The following is a 21,786-nucleotide window of genomic DNA, read 5'->3' as shown; positions in this document are numbered from 1 at the left end:
ACGGCCGGCCTGCCGGCCATCGACCTCGCGCCCGTCCTGCGATCGGTGTGCTGACCGAGGAGAGGGTACGGGGGCACCCCGGAACGTTCCGGGGTGCCCGGGAGAGGGGGCGGGGGAACGGTCGGCGCGACTGTGTTTGCCGTGGCTGACTACCCTGGGGCGAGCACTCGATCACTGAGGAGAACGTCGTGGCGGTACGAGCGGTCCGTGGAGCGGTCCAGTTGGAGCGGGACGAGGCCGGGCACATGGACGACCAGGTCAGGCAGCTCCTCACCGCGATCCTGGAGCGCAACGGGCTCACCGCGGACGATCTGATCAGCGTCTGGTTCACGGCCACGCCCGATCTGCACAGCGACTTCCCGGCCGCCGCCGCACGCGGGCTCGGCATCGTCGACGTTCCGCTGATCTGTGCCCAGGAACTGGACATCGCGGGCGCCCTGCCGCGTGTCGTCCGTATCCTCGCCCATATCGAGTCCGACCTCCCCAAGTCCGAGATCGCGCATGTCTACCTCGGCGCCGCCGCCACCCTCCGCAAGGACATCGCCCAGTGAGAACCGCCGTCGTCATCGGTACGGGCCTGATCGGCACCTCGGCGGCGCTGGTCCTGGCCGGCCGCGGGGTGACCGTCCACCTCAGCGACCACGACCCGTCGCGGGCCAGGACCGCCGCCGCGCTCGGCGCGGGGACGGACGAGGCGCCCGAGGGCCCCGTCGACCTCGCGATCATCGCCGTACCGCCCGCGCATGTCGCCGCCACGCTCTGCGCGGCGATGCGCGACGGCGTGGCCCGCGGCTATCTGGACGTGGCCAGTGTCAAGGGCGGCCCCCGGCGCGAGCTGGAGGCGCTCGGCCTCGATCTCGCCCCGTACATCGGTTCGCACCCCATGGCGGGCAAGGAGCGCTCGGGACCGCTGGCCGCGACCGCCGATCTCTTCGAGGGGCGGCCCTGGGTGCTGACCCCGACCCGGGAGACGGACACCGAGGTGCTGAACCTCGCCCTGGAACTGGTCGCGCTGTGCCGCGCCGTCCCCGTGGTGATGGACGCCGACGCGCACGACCGCGCGGTCGCCCTCGTCTCGCACACCCCGCAGCTGATCTCGTCCATGGTCGCCGCCCGTCTTGAGGAAGCCGACGAGACGGCCGTACGCCTCTGCGGCCAGGGCATCCGCGATGTCACCCGGATCGCGGCCTCCGACCCCGGGATGTGGGTCGAGATCCTCTCCGCCAACCCCGGCCCGGTCGCCGACGTACTGGCCGGGGTCGCCGCCGACCTCGGTGAGACGGTCGAGGCGCTGCGCGCGCTCCAGTCCTCGGACGCGGACAAGCGGCGCGGCGGGGCCGCCGGGATCGAGGACGTCCTGCGGCGTGGCAACGCGGGACGGGTACGGGTGCCCGGCAAGCACGGCGCCGCACCCGCGACCTACGAGATCGTGGCCGTCCTCATCAACGACCGGCCCGGTGAGCTGGCCCGTATCTTCGCGGACGCGAGCCGCGCCGGGGTCAATGTGGAGGACGTACGGATCGAGCACGCGACCGGGCAGCAGGCGGGCCTGGCGCAGCTGATGGTGGAGCCGTCGGCGGCCCCGGTGCTCTCGGCGGCCCTGAGGGAACGCGGCTGGTCGATCCGGCAGTAGGCGTCCCGCCGAACGGGTGCAATCGGGGTCCTGAGTACTCGGTAACCTTGTGCGGGGGCGTATGTGCGTCCCCGCACATCCACCGCCCCTGAACCAGGAAGGTGTCCGACCCCCGTGGACAACGGAGCAACCCCCGCCCGGATCGCACCGGCCGCTGTGATCGTCGCCATCGACGGCCCCTCCGGCACGGGCAAGTCGAGCACCTCCAAGGCCGTGGCCGCCCAGCTCGGGCTGAGCTACCTGGACACCGGCGCGCAGTACCGCGCGATGACCTGGTGGATGATCACCAACGGTGTCGACGTCTCGGACGCCGCGGCCGTGGCGACCGCCGCGGGCAAGCCCGTGCTGGTCTCCGGGACCGACCCGGCCGCGCCCACGATCACCGTGGACGGGACGGACGCCGCCGCTCCGATCCGTACCCAGGAGGTCACCTCCAAGGTGAGCGCGGTCAGCGCCGTGCCCGAGGTACGGACCGTCGTCACCGAGCTCCAGCGCTCCATCGCCGCGGCGGCCGCGAGGGGGATCGTGGTCGAGGGCCGCGACATCGGTACGACCGTGCTGCCGGACGCCGATGTCAAGATCTTCCTCACCGCGTCGCCGGAGGCGCGCGCGGCCCGGCGCAGCGGTGAGCTGAAGGGCACGGAGGCGACCGATGTCGCCGCCACCAAGGACGCCCTGGTCAAGCGGGACGCGGCCGACTCCGGCCGCAAGACGTCCCCGCTCGCGAAGGCCGGCGACGCGGTCGAGGTGGACACCACGGATCTCACGCTCCAGCAGGTCATCGAGTGCGTGGTGACCCTGGTCGAGGAGAAGCGGAACGCGAAGTGAGCACACCGTCAGCACCGGCGGCCGGAGCCAGGTCACCGAAGGGCGTGACCCCGGCCCCGGCCCGAGCCTCGGAGAGGGGCGCGGCGGTCGGGCGCGGCATCGGCATCGGGCTGATGCACGGCCTGTGGAAGCCGCGGGTGCTGGGCGCCTGGCGGGTTCCGGCGAGCGGCCCCGCCATCCTCGCCGTCAACCACGCGCACAACATCGACGGCCCGATGCTGATGGCCACATCGCCCCGGCCGGTGCACTTCCTCATCAAGAAGGAAGCGTTCATCGGCCCGCTCGACCCGTTCCTGCGGGCCATCGGGCAGCTGAAGGTGGACCGTTCGGTCGCCGACCGCGCGGCGATCACCGACGCGCTCGGGGTCCTCGGCGACGGCGGTGTGCTGGGGATATTTCCCGAGGGCACCCGGGGCGAGGGAGACTTCGCCTCACTGCGCGCCGGGCTGGCGTACTTCGCCGTACGGTCCGGGGCGCCGATCGTGCCGGTGGCCGTCCTGGGCAGTACGGACCGCCGGGGCCGGCTGATACCGGCGCTGCCCCCGCTGCGCAGCCGCGTGGACGTCGTCTTCGGCGACGCCTTCGAGGCGGGGGACGGCACCGGGCGGCGCACCCGCAAGGCGCTGGACGACGCCACCGCGCGGATCCAGGAACGGCTGACCGTCCACCTGGAAAACGCCAGGCGCCTGACCGGGCGCTAGCCCAGACTTGAGTACTTGAGTAGTGCGCCGCGTGCCGCGGCGCACCGATCACGATGAACGAGGTACGGACTTCATGAACGACCAGATCGACTCCGCCGACGAGCACGGAGAGCTCGGCGATGCCGAGTACGCGGACTTCATGGAGCTTGCCGCTCAGGAGGGCTTCGAGGCCGAGGAGGTGGAGGGCGCGATCGACGAGGCCGGTCATGGCCCGCTGCCCGTCCTCGCCGTCGTGGGCCGCCCGAATGTCGGCAAATCCACTCTCGTGAACCGGATCATCGGCCGCCGTGAGGCGGTCGTCGAGGACAAGCCCGGGGTCACCCGCGACCGGGTCACCTACGAGGCCGAGTGGGCGGGCCGTCGCTTCAAGATCGTCGACACCGGCGGCTGGGAACAGGACGTCCTCGGCATCGACGCCTCCGTCGCGGCCCAGGCCGAGTACGCGATCGAGGCCGCCGACGCGGTCGTCTTCGTCGTGGACTCCACGGTCGGCGCGACCGACACCGACACGGCCGTGGTCCGGCTGCTGCGCAAGGCGGGCAAGCCCGTCGTCCTCTGCGCCAACAAGGTCGACGGACCGAGCGGCGAGGCCGACGCCACGGCGCTCTGGTCGCTCGGACTCGGCGAGCCCCACCCGGTCTCCTCGCTGCACGGCCGCGGCACCGGCGACATGCTCGACGCGGTGCTCGAAGCGCTGCCCGAGGCCCCGGCTCAGACGTTCGGCACCACCATCGGCGGCCCTCGCCGTATCGCGCTCATCGGCCGCCCGAATGTTGGCAAGTCGTCCCTGCTCAACAAGGTCGCGGGCCAGGACCGCGTCGTCGTCAACGAGATCGCGGGCACCACCCGTGACCCGGTCGACGAGCTGATCGAGCTGGGCGGCGTCGTCTGGAAGTTCATCGACACCGCGGGTATCCGCCGCCGGGTCCATCTCCAGGAGGGCGCGGACTACTACGCCTCGCTGCGCACCGCCGCCGCCGTCGAGAAGGCCGAGGTGGCGGTCGTACTGATCGACACCAGCGAGTCCATCAGCGTTCAGGACCAGCGGATCATCACCATGGCCGTCGAGGCGGGCCGCGCCATGGTCATCGCGTACAACAAGTGGGACACGCTCGACGAGGAGCGCCGCTACTACCTGGAGCGGGAGATCGAGACGGAGCTGGCACAGGTCGCCTGGGCCCCCCGGGTGAATGTCTCGGCGCGTACCGGCCGTCATATGGAGAAGCTGGTCCCGGCGATCGAGACGGCCCTCGCGGGCTGGGAGACCCGGGTCCCGACCGGCCGGCTCAACGCGTTCCTGGGCGAGCTGGTCGCCGCGCATCCGCACCCGATCAGGGGCGGCAAGCAGCCCCGCATCCTGTTCGGTACCCAGGCGGGGACGAAGCCGCCGCGTTTCGTGCTCTTCGCCTCGGGCTTCATCGAGGCCGGCTACCGGCGCTTCGTGGAGCGCCGGCTGCGCGAGGAGTTCGGCTTCGAGGGCACCCCGATCCATATCTCCGTACGGGTGCGCGAGAAGCGCGGCCGCAAGAAGTAGCCGGACAGGGCCTGTAGCCCGGACATACATCACGCCGGAAGCGGTGGGGCCCGGCACGGACGATCCGTGCCGGGCCCCACCGCTTCCGGCGCCGTCATCTGCCCCGGCGGGGGCCCGGCGGAAGGGCGGGCGGCAGCGCCACCTGAGCCGGCCGTCCGGTGTGCTGCCGGGGNGCCGAGCGGGGCGGGGCCCCACCGCTTCCGGCGCCGTCATCTGCCCCGGCGGGGGCCCGGCGGAAGGGCGGGCGGCAGCGCCACCTGAGCCGGCCGTCCGGTGTGCTGCCGGGGATCGCGCTGCCAGGACCCGGGGTACGGCGTATGCCCGAGCCCGGAGTGGCCGCCGTACCCGCCACGCGCGGCGTGCAGCCCGGTGCCGAAGGCGGTGAAGCCGAGATTCTCCTCATTGCTGCGATCACCGGGCAGCGCCCTGAAGGACCGGCGGAATTCGGAGTACAGCGCGTCGTAGATCGGGGTCGTGGAGAACCCGTCGGCGACATCCTGCGCGGGGCGCATGGACGGGATATGGCTCTGGTACTGCTGGCGGGTGGGGTCGTATGAGTGCACGTACGTGCCAACGACCTCGTCGCCCGTCGGATGCGGGCTGTCCTGGGAATTCGCCGCCACCGGGGTACGGAGCGGCGGGCGGGCGGGGCGCGTGGCCCCGGTCACGTGCCGGCCAGCGGCATCGCCGCGGCGACCAGCTCGCCGTTGGCCGCGGCCTTCTCCAGGGCGTCGCGCAGCAGGTCCTCACGGGGCTGCTGGCCGATGGAGCCGACCGGCGCGGCGAAGACCAGGACGGTGTGCGACTTGTTGGCCGCGGTCCGCCAGCCCTCGGTGACCTGGAGCGGCTGGTGGGCCTGCCACCACGCGGTCGGGGTGCCGCCGCCGGTGCCGGGCTGGAGCACGGCGTGCAGCTGTCCCATGGCGAGCAGCACCGACCAGCCGGGCAGCGGGGCGGGCACCTGGTTCAGATCCCCGAGCGGCTGGAAGCCCTGCTCGACGAGGAGCGGCAGGAACTCGTCGGTGGTGGAGTCCGAGCCGGGCCTGACGATCGGGGCGGTCGGCTCGACGACCAGGGCGGGGTGCAGATCGCCCTCGATCAGCACCAGACCGCTGGTGACCCCCAGCACCGCCTGGTTGGAGCCCGCCGCGGGGACCCCCGGCGCTCCCTGGGGCTGGGGCTCGCCGCCCGTGATCGACCGGACCGCCCCCTGGAGCTGGTCCTCGGCGACCTGGACGACCTGGGAGGGAATGCAGGTGGCGTGGGCGAAGGCGAGAACGGCGGTCTCCTCACCGACGAACAGCACGGTGCTGGTCCGCTCCTGTTCGCAGTCGCCGGGGGTCCGGCAGGACGTGCAGTCGTAGCTGCCCGGGGAGTTCTCGCCGGAGAGCAGCCGGTCGGCTTCTTCGTCGCCGATCTCGGCGCGTACGTCCTCGCTGACATCGAGCATGCGCGGCACGGGTGGCTCCTCGAACTCGGTGCGTGAGCCGGGCTGTTCCCGGCTCGTACAGAAGACAACGGGCGAGCCGTCGCCCGGGTCACGCGCGAAGGGGCACGGAATCGAACCATCCCGGGCCCGGCGCGGGCCCCCGGCCGGAACGGGCCGGTTCGGCTCAACGTATGCCGGGCGAACGGAAGTTGACCCGGTACCGCGGGGGTGCGGGTCCCTACATGGACAGATGGACAGGTCGACAAAACGGGAAAACAGCGAATCAATGGGATGGCCGAAACTCGTTGCTCCCTTTGGCGGCCCCCGGCGCGGTGGTCCGGGTGGTGTTCGGGAACGTCCCAGGGGTGTCCGCGCGGCTCACGGGCGCGCGACCGGCGAGGGAACGTATGAACGCGACCGGCGCGTGAACGTATGAATCCGCTTCGAGTCGGCACCATGTGGGTCATTTCCGCATCTACCCAGTCGGCCCGAACAGGGACCGGCGGCAATCGGAAGGACCAGGGGGACCCGGGCGGCGCGTCGACCGGACAGGACCTGGGCCGCAGCTGCGATCCGAAAGGGCAGAACCGTATGACCAGAGCCATCGGGCGGCGGGCGTCGCCCGCCGTGTGCACCGCCGACTGCATCGCCGACTCGGCGGGTGGAATCACCTTCGACATCACGGACGCCGCCCGCCCCGGCGCGACGCTGGTACTGCGCCGCCGCGCCGACGGGCCGCGGAGCGCGGGTGACCAGGAAGTACGGCTGCCGCTGACCGGGCCCGCCACCGCCGTCGGCGCGGAGCCGACACGGCTGCGCGCCGTACTGCCCAGCACCGTCGAACTGGCCGAAGGCCACTGGGACATCTTCGCGGGCGCCTCCGGCGACCAGCCCGTACGCCCCGGGATCAGGGACGTACGGGCGCTGATCGACCGGGTGCCCGGGGCGGGCCCGGTCGCGGCCCGTGTCCCGTACCCCACCGCGGACGGCCGGCTCGCCCTCAGGGCCTGGCTCCGCGCGCCGCACGCCGAGGCCGGGACGGTCCGCTGCGAGCCGGCCGGGATGTCGGTCGAGGGCGTGCTGTACGGCACGGAGCTGGGGGAGCACGCGCGGGTCGAGGCCCGGCTGCGCGGCGGCGACCGTACGCACCGGGTGGCCGTGACCGGCCGGGGCGGGGTGTTCGCCTTCACCCTCCCGTACGGACCGCTGGCCGAAGGACCGGGCGGACCGGGCGGACCGGGCGGGCCGGGCGAGGAGCGCAGGCGCTGGGATCTGTGGCTGCTGCCCGCGCCGGACGCCGCCGGCATACGGATCTCCCGCATCCTCGACGACATCTGGGACAAGCGGGCGATCCATGTCTATCCGGCGCACGGCGTCTCCCCGGCGCATGGCGCGGACGGCTGGCTGGCCGCGCCCGGCTACACCCATGACAACGACTTCTGCGTACGGCTGGACCCCGCCCGCGCCCCCGCCCGCGCCTGTCCCGACGCCGACGCCGGCGCCGACGCGCTGACCTGAGCGGGGCCCGCGCACAGCGCGGGACGGTGGCTTGCGGACAGAAGCTGTCCGCGAGGACTGCCAGACTCGCGCCCATGTTGGAGACCTCGGCACGACTGCTGCGTCTGCTCTCACTGCTCCAGGCCCACCGCGAGTGGTCCGGCGCCGACCTCGCGGACCGGCTCGGCGTGACCCCGCGCACCGTACGGCGCGATGTCGACCGGCTGCGTGCGCTCGGCTATCCGGTCAACGCCAGCCCCGGCACGGGGGGCGGCTACCAGCTCGGCGCGGGGGCCGAGCTGCCCCCACTGCTGCTCGACGACGAGGAGGCCGTCGCGGTCGCCGTGGGCCTGCGCACCGCCGCCGGAAACGGCATCGAGGGCATGGGCGAGAGCTCCGTACGCGCCCTGGCCAAGCTGGAGCAGGTGCTCCCCGGCCGGCTGCGGCGCCGGGTCGGCGCCCTCAACTCCTTCACCGTGCCGATGCTGAGCGCGCCGCGGGGGTCCATGGTCGACCCCGGCGTCCTCACGGAGCTGGCCAACGCCTGCCGGGACAGCGAGCGGCTGCGCTTCACGTACCGCGACCACGAGGACACCGTCTCCCGCCGCACGGCCGAGCCGCATCGCCTGGTGTGCACCGAACACCGCTGGTATCTGGTCGCCTGGGACCTCGACCGCGCCGACTGGCGTACGTTCCGGGTGGACCGGATCACCCCCACGCCGCCGCACGGACCGCGCTTCACCCCGCGTCCCCCGCCCGCCGAGGATCTCGCGGCGTATGTCTCCCGGGGCGTCTCCACCCGGGCCTACGCCCTGGCGGCCGTGATCCGGCTGCGCGTGTCCGCCGAGGAGGCGGCGCGGGACGTCACTCCGTCCTCGGGCGTTCTGGAGCCGGTCGACGAGCACAGCTGTCTGCTGCGGACCGGGGCGGCGACCCTGGATGTGATGGTGATCCATCTGGTGCTGCTCGGCTTCGACTTCGAGGTGATCGAGCCACCGGAGCTGACGGAGCGCGTCAGGGTCGTACGGGACCGGCTGTCCCGCGCCCTCGGCTGACAGGCGCGCGCCAAGGGGAAGACGCGGGTACGTGTCGGCCGGCGGCGGATTGTGCGGGGGACTCGTGAATTCCTCGACGGTCCATCAATTGATTTCCGTGGTGGCCGGAAAACCCCTGTCGTGGCCGGTCGAATTCGGACGGGCTATTTATGTGATCTTCGAGGTTGTGGAATTTCTAAGAAGTCGGATGTGAAGGGGCCGTAAGAGTGACGCGGCGCGCATCCGGAGCGTGTCGGAACCTGTGACACAAGTGTGACGCGGAGGGCCGAGAAGCATACGGGTGAGGTATCCGTTCGGCTTCCTTCGGCTGTCCCCGGCGCCTACGGTGAGTGGTATGGCACCGATACCGACTCCACCCCGACAGCCCGACGACTCCCCGGACTCCTATGTCGGACTCGACTCCGAGAGCGCCGAACGGATCGCCCGCCGGCGCGGCTGGACCACTGTCAGAGCGCTGCCCCCGGGCTCGATCATCACCATGGAGTTCGTCGTGGGCCGGCTCAACTTCGAGGTGGAGGCGGGCCGGGTCATCCGCTGCTGGCACGGCTGACCGGCCCGACCGGGCGGCCCCGGCCGACCGGCGGCCCGCTCCAGGGCTCCTGACGGGCCCCTGACGGGCTCCTGGCGCATACGAAGGCCCCGGCCTGAGCCGGGGCCTTCGTATGCGCGGGGGTGGGGCTGTGCGTACCGTCCCGCTGCCCCCGGGGGCGCTCAGCCGCCCGTCATGGGCCGCGAGTGCGGCGGTCGGCGGCTGCCGTTGGGGGTGCCCGGCGTACGTTCCGAGCGCGCCGTGTGCGGCCTCGGCTGGGTGAGCTGGCCCGTTCCCGTTCCCGCGACGGTGCCGGCGTTCAGACCCGCGCCGGTGTGGCCGCTGTGACCCGCTCCGATGGGCTCGCGCGGCGGCTCGTCGGCCGTCGACGACGCCTCCGTCGACACCGGCGCCGGCCGTGGGCCACCGGAGGCGACCGGGGTCGACGGGGTGGTCCTGTTGCGCGCGCGCCACCGCTCGCGGATCGCGAAGATGACCTGCTCGGCCCGGCCGATCAGCGGCTCGAACAGTGGCAGCCCCAGCAGGATCAGCAGCCCGGCGGCCCAGCCGAGCAGCACATCGCTCAGCCAGTGCGTACCGAGGTAGACGGTCGTCGCGCCGACCCCCAGGGCGACCACGGCCGACATGACCGACAGATAGCGCCTGGCCCGGGGCGTGGTGGCCAGATAGGACAGGATTCCCCAGGTCACCACGGCGTTGGCGGTGTGTCCCGAAGGAAATATATCGCCGCCCGCGAAGAGCTCCGTGGAGCCGATCTGCGTCGCGTAGTGGGGGCCGAGCCGGCCCAGACCGAGCTTCACCGCCCCGACGGTGACGTTGAGCAGCAGCAGCGCCGTGCCGAGTACCAGCAGCGGCCGGAGCGTGTGCTGCCGCCAGGAGCGCCAGCCCAGCCAGGCCGCGATCATCACGGCCGTGGGGCCGCGCTGCCCCAGCACCACGAAGTAGTCGAGGAAAGGATGCAGTTCCGGCCATTGCTGATAGGGCCGGAAGAGCATGACCTTCCAGTCGAGGATCACCAGCGAGGACGAGACGAGCACGGCAACGACGATGGCGAGATAGAACGCCAAGGTCCCGCCGAAGAGAGCCTTGCGGGTGCGGCTCATCCGCGGGATCTCTATCTTCGGCGGTTCCGGCTCCCGGTCCAGACGGGCAAAGATGTCGGTACGCACCCAATCGACGTTACAGCGAGTGAGCGAGTGAACCGGTCGATCCGGTCTCTTTGTGATGACGATGTGATGTGGAGTGCGTCTCGGAGCGGGGTTTATCAGGGGCCGTTCCGGAAATCGAAGGGACCTTCGGCCCTATTAATCGGCATGCCGTTCCCGGAACTGTCTTTGTGCGGAACAGAATTAGTTCACCGTGGCGTCGCATGGAATTTCCCTGCCGCTTGTGAGCGCTCGGACCCCGGTCCTGGCGCGGGGGAGTGGTGTACGCCACACTCGTCGGTCGGAACGGTGAGACATGCGCCACGCGCCACGTACGTTCACTCGCGTACGCTGGCGGCTCACTCGCCCGTCGATGCCGGGCCACCCCGAGGGACCAGTGTCCCCGTTGGCCCACCGAGCGCGAGGGACGCATTGGGAGGTACTCAGATGTCCGGGAGCACCACGGCCGGCGCACGGCTGCGCGCGGCCGGGGCCCGCGGCGGTGCCAACCGCTGGATCGTCCTGGTCGTCCTCTGTGTGAGCCTGCTGCTGGTCGCGCTGGACGCGACCGTGCTGCATGTCGCCGTCCCGGCCGTCACCGCCGACCTCAGGCCCAGCGGCGTCGAGCTGCTCTGGATCGTGGACGCGTATCCACTGGTCTGCGCCGCGCTGCTGATCCTCTTCGGCACGCTGGGTGACCGCATCGGAAGACGCCGGGTCCTGCTGATGGGCTACGCGCTCTTCGGGGTGGCCTCGGCCGTCGCGGCCCTCGCCGATACACCGCTCGTACTGATCGGGGCGCGTGCCCTGCTCGGTGTCGGCGGCGCGATGATCATGCCGGCGACGCTCTCCATCCTCCGTGATGTCTTTCCCGACCGGCGCGAGCGCGCCATGGCCATCGGTGTCTGGACCGCGGTCGCCGCGGTCGGTGCCGCCCTCGGCCCGGTGCTCGGCGGCTTCCTCGTCGAGCACTTCTGGTGGGGCTCGGTCTTCCTGATCAATATCCCGCTGCTGGCGCTCCTGCTGCCGCTCGGCCGGCTGGTGCTGCCCGAGTCGAAGGGCCCCGGTGACGGGCCCTGGGACGTGCTGGGCGCGCTGATGGCCGCGGCCGGAGTGCTCGGCGTGGTCTTCGGGGTGAAGCGGCTCGGTGCCGGGGAAGGGCCGCTCGGCCCCGAGACCCTCGGCCCGCTCTGTGTCGGCGTGGCTCTTCTCGTCCTCTTCGTCCGCAGACAGCGGCGCAGGGCGCATCCGCTGATCGATATGCGGATGTTCGCCAGGCCGACGTTCTCCACCTCCGTCGGCTGCATCGTCCTCGCCATGCTGGCCCTGGTCGGCCTCCAGCTGATCGCCGTCCAGTACCTCCAGCTCGTGCTGGCACTCAGCCCGCTGGAGACCGGGCTGCGGCTGCTACCGCTCACCTTCGCCGCCATGGCGGCGGGGGTCACCGGCTCGGCCACACTGCGCCGGGTGGGGCCGCGCCGGATGGTGGCCTGGGGCTTCGTGCTGACCGCGGGCGCCGTGCTGATGCTGACGCTGATGGGCCAGCACGACCGGCCGGGGCTGCTGACCGCGGCGTTCGTGCTGCTCGGTTTCGGGCTCCAGACCACGCTCTTCGGCGCGTACGAATCGATGCTCAGCGAGGCTCCCGCGGACCAGGCGGGCGGGGCCGCGGCCATCGGCGAGACCTCGTACCAGCTGGGCGCGGGCATGGGGATCGCCCTGCTCGGCAGCGTGATGAACGCCGTGTACGCGCCCGCGCTGGCGTCGGTGAGGGGCGTGCCGGCGGCGGCGGGTTCCGCGGCGTCCGACTCGCTCGGCGAGGCCTACCAGGTGGCGGCCAGGCTCGGCGGACCCGCGGGGGAGACACTGCGTACCGCCGCGCGCCACTCGTTCGTCCACGGCCTGCATGTCACGCTGCTCGTCAGCGCCGGCCTGCTGCTGCTCGGCGCGCTGGCCGCGCTGCGGCTGCCCAGGGTCATGGAGTGTCCGCCGCGCGCCGCCGAGGAGCCGGGTGCCGAGAAGCGGCAGTCCGCGGAGGCGTCCGAGGCACGTGACGAGGCGCCCGAGTCCGGGAAGGCGCCGCCGTCCCGGCCGCGGGAACAGCGACCGCCCCGGCCGCGCAGAGCGCCGACTGCGGCCCGTGAGTCCTCGGAGGCGGCCGTCCCGGTGGGGCGCGGCTCCCGCTAGGCCCTGTCCGGCGGATGGATCCGGCCCGGGGACGTTTGACGCGGGCGGGGCATGGACGCGCGGCACACTGAGTCGTAACGTCGTCACCGAGCCGTGACTAGCGCTGCTAGTTACGGCTTGTCCGAGTCGTCCGATGTCGTGCGAGCCGCCGGAGGCCGTCCCATGTCCGCACCGTCCGCACCGTCCGCCGCTTCCGGGCCCCCCGCGCCCTCCGCGCCTTCTTCGGTCAAGCCCCCGCCCTTCGACCCCGGCGACCCCCTCGGTCTCGACGATCTGCTCGAACCCGAGGACCTGGCGATCCGGGACACCGTACGGACCTGGGCCGCCGACCGGGTCCTGCCGCATATCGCCGAGTGGTACGAGCGCGGCGAGCTGCCCGTGATCCGTGAACTGACCCGGGAGCTCGGCGGACTCGGCGCCCTCGGGATGTCCCTGACCGGGTACGGCTGCGCGGGCGCCACCGCGGTCCAGTACGGACTCGCCTGTCTGGAGCTGGAAGCCGCCGACTCCGGGATCCGCTCGCTCGTCTCCGTACAGGGCTCGCTCGCCATGTACGCGATCCACCGCTTCGGTTCCGAGGAGCAGAAGCGGCGGTGGCTGCCCGGCATGGCCGCGGGCGAGATCATCGGCTGCTTCGGACTCACCGAGCCCGACCATGGCTCCGACCCGGCCGGAATGCGCACCTACGCCAAGCGGGACGGCTCCGACTGGGTGCTCAACGGCCGCAAGATGTGGATCACCAATGGCTCGGTGGCGGGGGTCGCCGTCGTCTGGGCGCGGACCGACGAGGGCATCCGCGGGTTTCTGGTCCCGGCCGGCACCCCCGGTTTCTCGGCTCCGGAGATCACCCACAAGTGGTCGCTGCGAGCCTCGGTCACCAGCGAGCTGGTGCTCGATGACGTACGGCTGCCCGCCGACGCCGTTCTCCCGGAGGTCACCGGACTGCGCGGCCCGCTCAGCTGTCTGAGCCATGCGCGGTACGGCATCGTCTGGGGCTCGATGGGCGCGGCGCGCGCCAGTTTCGAAGCGGCGCTTCAGTACGCCGGGACCCGGGAGCAGTTCGGCCGGCCGATCGGCGGCTTCCAGCTCACCCAGGCCAAGCTGGCCGACATGGCACTCGAACTGCACAAGGGCATCCTGCTCGCCCACCATCTGGGGCGGCGCATGGACGCGGGCCGGCTCCGTGCCGAGCAGGTCAGCTTCGGCAAGCTCAACAATGTGCGGGAGGCGATCGAGATCTGCCGCACCTCACGGACCATCCTCGGCGCCAACGGGATCTCGCTGGAGTACCCCGTGATGCGCCATGCCACGAACCTGGAGTCGGTGCTGACGTACGAGGGCACCGTCGAGATGCACCAACTCGTCCTGGGCAAGGCGCTCACCGGCCTCGACGCCTTCCGGTGACCCCGTGCGGGACCGGGCGGAGCCGGTGAGCGCCCTGCTCAGCTCTGATTGAAGAAGCCGTCCTTGCCGCGGCCCGCGGCCTCGCCGGTGACGATCTCGGTGTCGGCGGGGCTCAGCAGGAAGACCCGGGTGGCGATGCGGTCGATCGAGCCGCGCAGCCCGAAGATCAGTCCGGCGGCGAAGTCCACCACGCGCTTGGCGTCGGCGGGGTCCATGGCCGTGAGGTTCATGATGACCGGGGTGCCGGCCCGGAAGAGCTCGCCGATGGTCCGGGCGTCCCGGAAGCTGTCCGGGGAGACGGTGGCGATCCTGCGGTCCTGCTCAGGAGCGGCCTCGGCGACGACCCGTACGCGCGGGTCGGTCCGCCAGTTGTCGCTGTTCTCCGCACCCTCGGCGTACTCGTCGTCGTAGTAACGCTCGTCGTTGTCCTCGACGAGGCCCAGCCAGGCACTCGCCTTGCGCACCGATCCCATGGACGCCTCCTTTCACCGCGGTCACATGACGTTCCCTTATCCCTATGGTCGACCATCATGCGGATCGCGCGCCAAGGGGATAGTCGGCGCGCAGATGATTCGTGACGGTACTGGTGCAGAAGATGTGGCGGTTCGTCAAGGTTCTTCCAGCGTACAGGCCCTGAGTCGGTACAAAATATTACGTTCCGGCCAGATGGGTGACGCTGGGGACGTACGGGTGAACCGATCGCTCGGTACGATGCGTCACGCACTTGTGAACGACTCTCGGGGGACTGTCGTGTTCGGAATCGTCAGACCATGTACGCATCGGCTCGCCGATGGGCTCAAGGCCGAGTGGATGGCCCATCTCTGCGGGCTCTGTCTGGCACTTCGCGCGGACCACGGACAGTTCTCCCGGGTCGTCACCAACTACGACGGGCTGATCGTCTCGGTTCTGACGGAGGCTCAGACCGAACGCACCGCGCGGCAGCGGCGCACGGCGGGCCCCTGTCCGCTGCGCGGTATGCGTACGGCGCCGATAGCCAGGGGCGAGGGCGCGCGGCTCGCCGCCTCCGTGTCACTGGTGCTCGCCTCGGCGAAGATCCGGGACCACGTCGCCGACGGGGACGGGCTGTTGAGGCGCCGGCCGCTGGCCGCCGCCGCGCGCCGGGTCGCCCACGGCTGGGACAGGGCGGGCGCGCGCACCGGCGCGGAGCTCGGGTTCGACACGGCCGTACTGGTCGACGCCGTCGAGCGGCAGCAGGGGATCGAGGCGCTGGCCCACCGCGGCACACCTCTGCTCACCCTCACCGAACCGACCGAGACGGCGACCGCCGCGGCCTTCGCGTACACCGCCGTCCTGGCGGGGCGGCCGGGCAACCGCGCTCCGTTGGCCGAGGCCGGACGGCTCTTCGGGCGGCTCGCGCATCTGCTGGACGCCGTGGAGGACCAGTCGGCCGACGCCGCGTCGGGCGCGTGGAATCCGCTCACCGCGACCGGTACGTCCCGCACGGAGGCACGGCGGCTCGCCGACGACGCGGTGCGCGGGATCCGGCTGGCGCTGCGGGACGCGGAGTTCACCGACGGCAGGCTGGCGCATGTGCTGCTGGCGCACGAACTGCGGGCGTCGGTCGACCGCGCTTTCGGCACGACGGCCTGCGCGCACGAAGGCCATGACGGTCAGGGCGGTTCCGACGGCCCGCACGGCGGCCAGGGCCCCGGCGGGTTGCCGCCCGGCTTCGGGCAGCTGCCACCTCCGAGGCCGGGCAAGCGCGGATTCCTGGCCGGTTGCGCGGTCTTCATCGGGCTCTGCTGCACCTGTCGATTCTGTTGTGCGGACGAGTACGAGGGCCCGTGGTCACGCAAGAAGCGTGAGGGCTGCTGTGACTGGTCCGACCGCATTGACTGTTGTTGTGACAGCTGCGACTGCTGTGATGCGTGTAGTTGCTGCGACTGCGGAGCATGACGGACGTCCGTACGGGACCGGCGTCCGTACGGGACCGGGCGCCCATGCGAGGGGGAGGGAGCGGTGTGGCGCTCTGCGTGTGAAGGCACGCGGGGAGACGGCGCGTGAGCGCCGGAAGTACCGGGAGGCCGTGCAGGGCGTCAGCTCAACAGGAAGAGGACCACACGCGACCGAAGTCGATGTGGGAGCGCGTGACCAGCCACTGCTGCGAATGCATGAGCCAAGTGGAGCAGGCATCCGTTTCCGCGTCAACCGAGCCGGGACGGACGGCTCACAGTACGGACAAGCTTGACAACGGGCCGTACACACCGCATAGCCTCGTACGGACAAGCGGATCGTGCTGAGGGGCTCGGTCCGCCCGCGTTTTCTGTGAAGGCACTCCCGTGTTCGATCGCTGTATCCACGGAGCCTTCGCATGCCCCTGTCCTCGGCCACCGTCCGCACCGCACCCCTGACACCGTCCATAGTCGTGGTCGGGGCGGGCCCGCGCGGCACGGGTTTTCTGGAGCGGATCGCCGCCAACGCCCCTTCCCTGTACGACGGTCCCCCGCTGGACATCCATCTCGTGGACCCGCATCCGCCGGGCGCCGGACGGGTCTGGCGCCATGATCAGTCGCCGCTGCTCTGGATGAACTCCATGGCCGAGGACGTGACCATGTTCACCGATGACACGGTGGCCCTGGCCGGTCCGGTGCGGCACGGACCCGCGCTGCACGCATGGGCACGGGACATCAGGGAGGGCAGGGCGCGGCTCTCCGCCGAGTCGGAGGCGGCCGAATCGGCGCTCGCCGCGTCGAGTTCCGGGCTGCGCGCCGAGATCGCCGCCCTCACCGGCCAGACCTTCCCCAGCCGCCGGGTGCAGAGCGCCTATCTGAGCTGGGTGTACGAACAGACCGTCGCCGCACTGCCGCCCGGTGTCACCGTCCACAGGCACCGCACGGAAGCCGTACGCGTCAGCGGTCCGCGCGGCGGACGCCAGCGCGTCTGGCTGGCGGACCGTACCGAACCGCTCCTCGCCGACCTCGTCGTGCTGACCCTCGGCCATCTCGACGCCGAACCGGACGCGGAACAGGTGGAGTTGGGCCGGTTCGCGGAGGAACACGGACTGATCCATCTGCCGCCCGACTTCACCGCGGACAGCGATCTGTCCGTCCTGCCCGCCGGCGAACCCGTCCTCGTCCGCGGCCTCGGACTCGCCTTCGTCGATCTGATGGTGCTCGTCACCGAAGGGCGCGGCGGACGGTACTCGGGGAACGCCGACCGCGACGACGGGGAGCTGGTCTACCACCCGTCGGGACGCGAACCGGTCCTGTACGTCGGATCGCGGCGCGGTGTCCCGTACCACTCCAAGATCGGCTACGGGCTGACCGGTGAACGGCCCCCGCTGCCCCGCTTCCTCGGGCCCGAGCAGATCGACGAACTGCTGAGCCGGCCGGTGCCGCCCGACTTCGCGCGCGATGTCCGGCCGCTGATCGACAAGGAACTCGGTTTCGCGCACTACCACCGCCTCTTCACCGCGCATCCCGAGCGCACCCGTGTCGACTGGACCGACTTCGAGGAGAAGTACGCCGCCGCCGATCCCGGCGGCCCCGAGCTGGACGCCCTGGTCGGCGCGGCCGTGCCCGACCCCGCCGACCGGCTCGATCTCGCCGCCCTCGACCGGCCGCTGGACGGGCTGCGCTTCCCTTCCCACGACGCGCTCCAGGACGGACTGCGCGCCTACATCCGCGCGGATCTGGCCCGGCGGCACGACCCGGCACACAGCGCGGACCTCGCCGTCTTCCTCGGGCTGCTCTCCGTCTACGGCCAGCTGATCCGCCTCGGCGACCGCGGCGATCCGGGCGGCGGCTGGCACGGCTTCTTCAGCTATCTCGCCTCCGGCCCGCCGGGACCCCGGCTGCGCCAGCTGCTCGCGCTCTCCAAGGCCGGGATCGTCCGCTTCCTGGGCGCGGACATGTCGGTCGAGGCCGACGGGCGGCGGGGGATCTTCCGGGCGGGCAGCGCCGTCGTACCGGGGGAGTACGTCGAGGCGCGGGCGCTGGTCGAGGCGCGGCTGCCCGATCCCTCGCCCGAGCGCACCCGCAGCCCGCTGCTGCGCGCCCTGTACGAGGAGGGGGCCGCCGCGATCTCGGCGGGTCTGGTGCGGGTCGACCCGGACGACGGGCGGCTGCTGGAGCGTGACGGCACCCCGCATCCCCGCCGCTTCGCGCTCGGTCCCTACACCACCGCCCGGTCCAGCGGCGCCTTCACCCGGCCGCGTACGGGCGGCCCCGCGTTCCGGCAGAACGACGCCACCGCGAGGGCCGCGCTCACCCTGCTCGCCGGCCTCGCGCGGCCCCCGGCCGGGGCGCCTTTGGCCACCCCGCCCGCGGGCGCACCGTCCACGGCCGCTTCGGCTCCTCAACCGCCGGACGGGCTGCCCGTCCGAAGCTGAAAGGTAAGGCCCGCCATGTCCGCCACCCCATCCCCGCACAACTCACCGCACAACTCACCGCACAACCCACCGCACAACGCGCCGCACCGGCCGCTGTATCTCGCCGCCGAGATCGGCGGTCAGCGGTCCTACGACGCGGCGTGGTACGTCGAACTCGCCCGGCTCGCCGAGCGGGGCGCCCTCGACTTCGTCACGCTCCAGGACACCTTCGCGCGGCCCGGCCTTGACGCGCTCGCCGTGCTGTCCCGGGTCGCGCCCGCGACCGAGCGCATCGGGCTCGTGCCCACCGTCACCACCACCCACACCGAGCCGTTCCATGTCTCGGCGGCCGTGGCCACCCTGGACTGGGTGAGCCGCGGCCGGGCCGGCTGGCTGGTCGATGTGTCCACCACCCCTGCGGAGGCCCGGCTGTTCGGCCGCCGCCCGGCCGGGACCGTCCCCGCCCTGTGGCAGGAGGCCGGCGAGGTGGCCGATGTGGCCGCCCGGCTCTGGGACAGCTGGGAGGACGACGCCGAGATCCGCGACATATCGACCGGGCGCTTCATCGACCGCGACAAGCTGCACTATGTCGACTTCGAGGGGGCCACGTTCACGGTCCGCGGCCCGTCCATCGTGCCGCGCCCGCCGCAGGGCCACCCCGTCACCGTGGTCGACGCGACCGAGGGGCACAGCAGGGAGACCGCCGCGCGCCACGCGGATGTCGTCCTGGTCAGGGCCGGCCGGCCCGACGAGGCGGCGGCGATCCGGGAGGAGCTCCGGTCACGGGCCGCCGACCACGGCCGTGCTCCCGGCACACCGCGGGTGCTCGCCGCGCTCACCATCGATCTCGGCGACGGCGAACGCCCGCTGGAACCCGGCCTGGAGAGCGCGCCGCGCACCACGGCGGGCGACACCGGACCGCACTACCGCGGCGGCCCCGTCGATCTCGCCGACCTGATCACCACCTGGCACGGCACCGGTGCCGTGGACGGTTTCCACCTCACCCCCGCCGAGCCGCGACGCGATCTCGAACGGCTCGTCAACGGGACGGTGGCGCTGCTCCAGCACCGCAGTCTGTTCCGCGCCTTCCATCCGGGCGGCACGCTCCGCGAGCATCTGAACCTCGCGCGCCCGGCCAACCAGTACGCGCCCGCCGGGGGAACCTCATGACCATCGACACCGACACATCCCGTACCGCACGCAGGCGGATCCATCTCGCCGCGCACTTTCCCGGGGTCAACAGCACCACCGTATGGTCCGACCCCCGCTCCCGGTCCCAGATCGACTTCTCCTCCTTCGAGGCGCTGGCCCGTACGGCGGAGCGCGGGAAGTTCGACTTCTTCTTCCTGGCCGAAGGGCTGCGGCTGCGTGAACACAAGGGCCTCATCCACGATCTGGACGTGGTCGGCCGTCCCGAATCCCTCACCGTGCTGAGCGCGCTGGCCGCCGTCACCGACCGGCTCGGTCTCGCCGCCACCGTGAACGCCACCTTCAACGAGCCCTATGAACTGGCCCGCAGGCTCGCCACACTCGACCATCTCAGCGCGGGCCGTGCCGCCTGGAACGTGGTGACGTCCTCCGACGCTTTCACCGGGGAGAACTTCCGGCGCGGCGGCTATCTCGACCGCGCCGACCGCTACACCAGGGCCGCCGAGTTCGTCGCGACCGCGCGGGAGCTGTGGGACTCCTGGACCCCGCCCGCGCCCGGTGCCCCGTACGGGGCACCGCGCCCGTTCGCCCACTCCGGGCGGCAGTTCGAGATCGAGGGGGAGTTCACCGTCCCGCGCTCGCCGCAGGGCCACCCCGTGGTGATCCAGGCGGGCGACTCGGAGGAGGGCCGGGAGTTCGCCGCCTCCGCCGCCGATGTCATCTTCACCCGGCACGGCACCCTGGAGGCGGGCCGCGAGTTCTACGCCGACACCAAGTCCCGGCTGGCGAAGTACGGCAGGGACCCGGACGATCTCAAGATCATGCCGGGGGTCACCTTCGTCCTCGGCGACAGTGATTCCGAGGCGCAGGAACGGGCCGCCGAGATCCGCGGACAGCAGGTCTCCCCGCAGAACGCGATCCTCGCCCTGGAGCAGGTCTGGGGGCGGGACCTGTCGGCGTACGACCCGGACGGGCCGCTGCCCGGCATCGATCCCGACCCGGACTCCGAACTGGTCCAGGGCCGGGTGCGGCACGGTGACGCGCTCGCCGTCGCGGCCAAGTGGCGGGCGCTGTCCGAGGCCAAGGGGCTCTCCATCCGGGGGACCGTCATCGAGACCACCGCGCGGCAGTCCTTCATCGGCACCCCGGAGAGCGTCGCCGAGAGCCTTGACACCTTCGTACGGACCAGGGCGGCGGACGGATTCATTCTCGTACCGCATCTGACCCCGGGCGGTCTGGACGACTTCGTGGACCGGGTCGTACCGCTCCTCCAGGAGCGCGGGGTCTTCCGTACGGAATACGAGGGCACCACCCTGCGCTCACATCTCGGGCTTCCCGCACCCGAACAGAAGGGTTCAGCAGCATGAGCACGGATGTATCCGACGTTTCCCCCATAGCCGTTCAGGAATGGGAGAGTTGGCGCGAGCGCCGGGCGACCGCCGTCTCGGCGCCGTACGGACCGCTCTCGCTCACCGGCACGCACTGGCTCGCCGACCATCCGGAAGGTCGTCTTCCGGATGTTCCGGGGGTGTGGCGCGCGGACGAGGACGGTGACGAGGTGGTGCTGACGGCGGCGGACGGAGACGGCCTGACCGCCGACGGCCGACGGCTCGACGGCGAGATCCGGCTGACCGCCGACCGCGGCCCGTCCGAGGAGTCCCGGATCGCGGCCGGCGGGCGCAGGCTCGTCGTGCTGCGCCGCGAAGGGCTCTGGGCCGTCCGTTCCTTCGACCCGGAGTCCGCCGCGCGGCGCGCGTTCCGGGGCGTCGAGACCACGCCGTACGACCCCGACTGGACGCTGCCGGGCCGCTTCCGGCCGTACGGCACGAGCCGCACCGTGCGGGTCGAGAACGCCGACGGGCGGGAACGTGGCCTCGGGCTCGGCGGTGAGATCGCCTTCACCGTCGACGGTACGGAGCACACCCTCCAGGTCGCGGTCGAGCCCGACGGCTCCCTCTGGGCGGTCTTCGCCGATACCACCAGCGGGAAGGAGAGTTACCGCTTCCGCTTCCTGCGGCCCACCGCTCCCGCGGCGGACGGGACGGTGACGGTCGACTTCAACCGTTCCCTGCTGCCGCCGTGCGCCTTCGCGGACCACTTCATCTGCCCGTTCCCGCCGCCCGGCAACACTCTCCCGATCGCCGTGACGGCGGGCGAGCGCGACCTGTTGCCGGGCTGAGACGCGAGGTGGCACCCCCGGGGCTGCCCGGGATCACGCCAGGAGGCAAGGGCGAATTCAAGACAGGACTAGTCCTCACCCGCTGATGACACGGCGATCGCACCGGGTGTTCGCATATGGAACCGCCCTGCCCGGAAGCGGTCGTTCGACCGCGTCGCGTACAAC

19 protein-coding genes are annotated in these 21,786 nt (G+C 71.9%); 15 read left to right on the top strand and 4 right to left on the bottom strand.

The genetic code is table 11. The annotated features are described in order from the left end of the window. The first annotated feature begins 188 nt into the window (after window positions 1-188). The 5 genes from aroH (at window position 189) to der (ending at window position 4,696) form a co-directional block, all read left to right on the top strand. Window positions 189-551, top strand: a complete 363-nt coding sequence (gene aroH, locus M1203_RS20935; RefSeq protein ID WP_249951277.1) for a chorismate mutase — start codon at window positions 189-191, stop codon at window positions 549-551. Next, window positions 548-1,633: a prephenate dehydrogenase gene (locus M1203_RS20930; protein WP_249951276.1), complete on the top strand. Its 1,086-nt coding sequence runs from the start codon at window positions 548-550 to the stop codon at window positions 1,631-1,633. The genes aroH and M1203_RS20930 overlap by 4 nt, the downstream gene beginning before the upstream one ends. Window positions 1,634-1,747: 114 nt before the next feature. Beyond that, window positions 1,748-2,461: a (d)CMP kinase gene (gene cmk / locus M1203_RS20925; protein ID WP_249951275.1), complete on the top strand. Its 714-nt coding sequence runs from the start codon at window positions 1,748-1,750 to the stop codon at window positions 2,459-2,461. A 113-nt stretch (window positions 2,462-2,574) separates the two neighbouring features. Beyond that, entirely contained in the window at window positions 2,575-3,162 is a 588-nt protein-coding gene (locus tag M1203_RS20920; protein WP_283958862.1) for a lysophospholipid acyltransferase family protein, read from the top strand. 73 nt (window positions 3,163-3,235) lie between these two features. Beyond that, window positions 3,236-4,696 (top strand): ribosome biogenesis GTPase Der, encoded by a 1,461-nt coding sequence (gene der / locus M1203_RS20915; protein ID WP_249951274.1) that lies wholly within the window; start codon window positions 3,236-3,238, stop codon window positions 4,694-4,696. A gap of 209 nt (window positions 4,697-4,905) precedes the next feature. On the opposite strand, the gene M1203_RS20910 is transcribed toward der, so the two are convergent. Together M1203_RS20910 and M1203_RS20905 are read right to left on the bottom strand one after the other, a co-directional pair. Beyond that, window positions 4,906-5,319, bottom strand: coding sequence for a hypothetical protein (locus M1203_RS20910; RefSeq protein ID WP_374403530.1), 414 nt, complete (start codon window positions 5,317-5,319; stop codon window positions 4,906-4,908). Window positions 5,320-5,360: 41 nt separating this feature from the next. After that, window positions 5,361-6,155: a hypothetical protein gene (locus tag M1203_RS20905; protein WP_249951273.1), complete on the bottom strand. Its 795-nt coding sequence runs from the start codon at window positions 6,153-6,155 to the stop codon at window positions 5,361-5,363. A 561-nt stretch (window positions 6,156-6,716) separates the two neighbouring features. Between M1203_RS20905 and M1203_RS20900 the strand changes: the two genes are divergently transcribed. The 3 genes from M1203_RS20900 to M1203_RS20890 all read left to right on the top strand — a co-directional run bounded on the left by M1203_RS20900 (window position 6,717) and on the right by M1203_RS20890 (window position 9,227). Continuing rightward, a complete protein-coding gene (locus tag M1203_RS20900; protein WP_249951272.1) occupies window positions 6,717-7,643 on the top strand; it encodes a transferase in 927 nt (308 codons plus the stop codon). Window positions 7,644-7,717: 74 nt separating this feature from the next. Further along, complete coding sequence (locus M1203_RS20895) at window positions 7,718-8,677, top strand: YafY family protein (RefSeq protein ID WP_249951271.1); 960 nt, start codon at window positions 7,718-7,720, stop codon at window positions 8,675-8,677. A 334-nt stretch (window positions 8,678-9,011) separates the two neighbouring features. Continuing rightward, window positions 9,012-9,227, top strand: coding sequence for an I78 family peptidase inhibitor (locus M1203_RS20890; protein WP_249951270.1), 216 nt, complete (start codon window positions 9,012-9,014; stop codon window positions 9,225-9,227). A 161-nt stretch (window positions 9,228-9,388) separates the two neighbouring features. Here M1203_RS20890 and M1203_RS20885 read toward each other — a convergent pair whose 3' ends face one another. Further along, on the bottom strand, window positions 9,389-10,396 hold the full coding sequence (locus M1203_RS20885) for a phosphatase PAP2 family protein (RefSeq protein WP_249951269.1): 1,008 nt from the start codon (window positions 10,394-10,396) through the stop codon (window positions 9,389-9,391). Between the two features lie 423 nt (window positions 10,397-10,819). Between M1203_RS20885 and M1203_RS20880 the strand changes: the two genes are divergently transcribed. Next, the gene (locus tag M1203_RS20880; RefSeq protein ID WP_249951268.1) at window positions 10,820-12,559 is read left to right on the top strand and encodes an MFS transporter; all 1,740 of its coding nucleotides are present in this window, start codon (window positions 10,820-10,822) and stop codon (window positions 12,557-12,559) included. Window positions 12,560-12,721: 162 nt separating this feature from the next. Beyond that, window positions 12,722-13,963 carry an acyl-CoA dehydrogenase family protein gene (locus tag M1203_RS20875; protein WP_249951267.1) on the top strand — a complete coding sequence of 414 codons (1,242 nt, stop codon included), beginning with the start codon at window positions 12,722-12,724 and terminating at the stop codon, window positions 13,961-13,963. A gap of 38 nt (window positions 13,964-14,001) precedes the next feature. Here M1203_RS20875 and M1203_RS20870 read toward each other — a convergent pair whose 3' ends face one another. After that, complete coding sequence (locus tag M1203_RS20870) at window positions 14,002-14,436, bottom strand: cell division protein SepF (protein WP_249951266.1); 435 nt, start codon at window positions 14,434-14,436, stop codon at window positions 14,002-14,004. 238 nt (window positions 14,437-14,674) lie between these two features. Between M1203_RS20870 and M1203_RS20865 the strand changes: the two genes are divergently transcribed. From M1203_RS20865 to M1203_RS20845, 5 genes are all read left to right on the top strand, one after another. Then, window positions 14,675-15,880: a DUF5685 family protein gene (locus M1203_RS20865; protein WP_249951265.1), complete on the top strand. Its 1,206-nt coding sequence runs from the start codon at window positions 14,675-14,677 to the stop codon at window positions 15,878-15,880. A 415-nt stretch (window positions 15,881-16,295) separates the two neighbouring features. Beyond that, the gene (locus M1203_RS20860; RefSeq protein ID WP_249951264.1) at window positions 16,296-18,314 is read left to right on the top strand and encodes an FAD/NAD(P)-binding domain-containing protein; all 2,019 of its coding nucleotides are present in this window, start codon (window positions 16,296-16,298) and stop codon (window positions 18,312-18,314) included. 15 nt (window positions 18,315-18,329) lie between these two features. Further along, on the top strand, window positions 18,330-19,463 hold the full coding sequence (locus M1203_RS20855; RefSeq protein ID WP_249951263.1) for an LLM class flavin-dependent oxidoreductase: 1,134 nt from the start codon (window positions 18,330-18,332) through the stop codon (window positions 19,461-19,463). Continuing rightward, window positions 19,460-20,809 carry an NtaA/DmoA family FMN-dependent monooxygenase gene (locus M1203_RS20850; RefSeq protein ID WP_249951262.1) on the top strand — a complete coding sequence of 450 codons (1,350 nt, stop codon included), beginning with the start codon at window positions 19,460-19,462 and terminating at the stop codon, window positions 20,807-20,809. Before M1203_RS20855 ends, M1203_RS20850 begins: the two co-directional genes overlap by 4 nt. Then, window positions 20,806-21,621: a DUF1684 domain-containing protein gene (locus M1203_RS20845; RefSeq protein ID WP_249951261.1), complete on the top strand. Its 816-nt coding sequence runs from the start codon at window positions 20,806-20,808 to the stop codon at window positions 21,619-21,621. The genes M1203_RS20850 and M1203_RS20845 overlap by 4 nt, the downstream gene beginning before the upstream one ends. The last annotated feature ends 165 nt before the right edge of the window (window positions 21,622-21,786 follow it).

The sequence above is a fragment of the Streptomyces sp. 35G-GA-8 genome, assembly GCF_023534745.1.
GTDB lineage: Bacteria > Actinomycetota > Actinomycetes > Streptomycetales > Streptomycetaceae > Streptomyces.
Note: the sequence above shows the minus strand (reverse complement) of the source record. Positions and strands in the feature narration are given on the sequence as shown.

Coding starts and splice junctions, on each gene's coding strand:
- M1203_RS20920 (WP_283958862.1), top strand. CDS start 2,575: ATGCACGGCCTGTGGAAGCCGCGGGTGCTGGGCGCCTGGCGGGTTCCG.
- der (WP_249951274.1), top strand. CDS start 3,236: ATGAACGACCAGATCGACTCCGCCGACGAGCACGGAGAGCTCGGCGAT.
- M1203_RS20900 (WP_249951272.1), top strand. CDS start 6,717: ATGACCAGAGCCATCGGGCGGCGGGCGTCGCCCGCCGTGTGCACCGCC.
- M1203_RS20895 (WP_249951271.1), top strand. CDS start 7,718: ATGTTGGAGACCTCGGCACGACTGCTGCGTCTGCTCTCACTGCTCCAG.
- M1203_RS20890 (WP_249951270.1), top strand. CDS start 9,012: ATGGCACCGATACCGACTCCACCCCGACAGCCCGACGACTCCCCGGAC.
- M1203_RS20880 (WP_249951268.1), top strand. CDS start 10,820: ATGTCCGGGAGCACCACGGCCGGCGCACGGCTGCGCGCGGCCGGGGCC.
- M1203_RS20875 (WP_249951267.1), top strand. CDS start 12,722: ATGTCCGCACCGTCCGCACCGTCCGCCGCTTCCGGGCCCCCCGCGCCC.
- M1203_RS20870 (WP_249951266.1), bottom strand. CDS start 14,436: ATGGGATCGGTGCGCAAGGCGAGTGCCTGGCTGGGCCTCGTCGAGGAC.
- M1203_RS20865 (WP_249951265.1), top strand. CDS start 14,675: ATGCGTCACGCACTTGTGAACGACTCTCGGGGGACTGTCGTGTTCGGA.
- M1203_RS20860 (WP_249951264.1), top strand. CDS start 16,296: ATGCCCCTGTCCTCGGCCACCGTCCGCACCGCACCCCTGACACCGTCC.
- M1203_RS20855 (WP_249951263.1), top strand. CDS start 18,330: ATGTCCGCCACCCCATCCCCGCACAACTCACCGCACAACTCACCGCAC.
- M1203_RS20850 (WP_249951262.1), top strand. CDS start 19,460: ATGACCATCGACACCGACACATCCCGTACCGCACGCAGGCGGATCCAT.
- M1203_RS20845 (WP_249951261.1), top strand. CDS start 20,806: ATGAGCACGGATGTATCCGACGTTTCCCCCATAGCCGTTCAGGAATGG.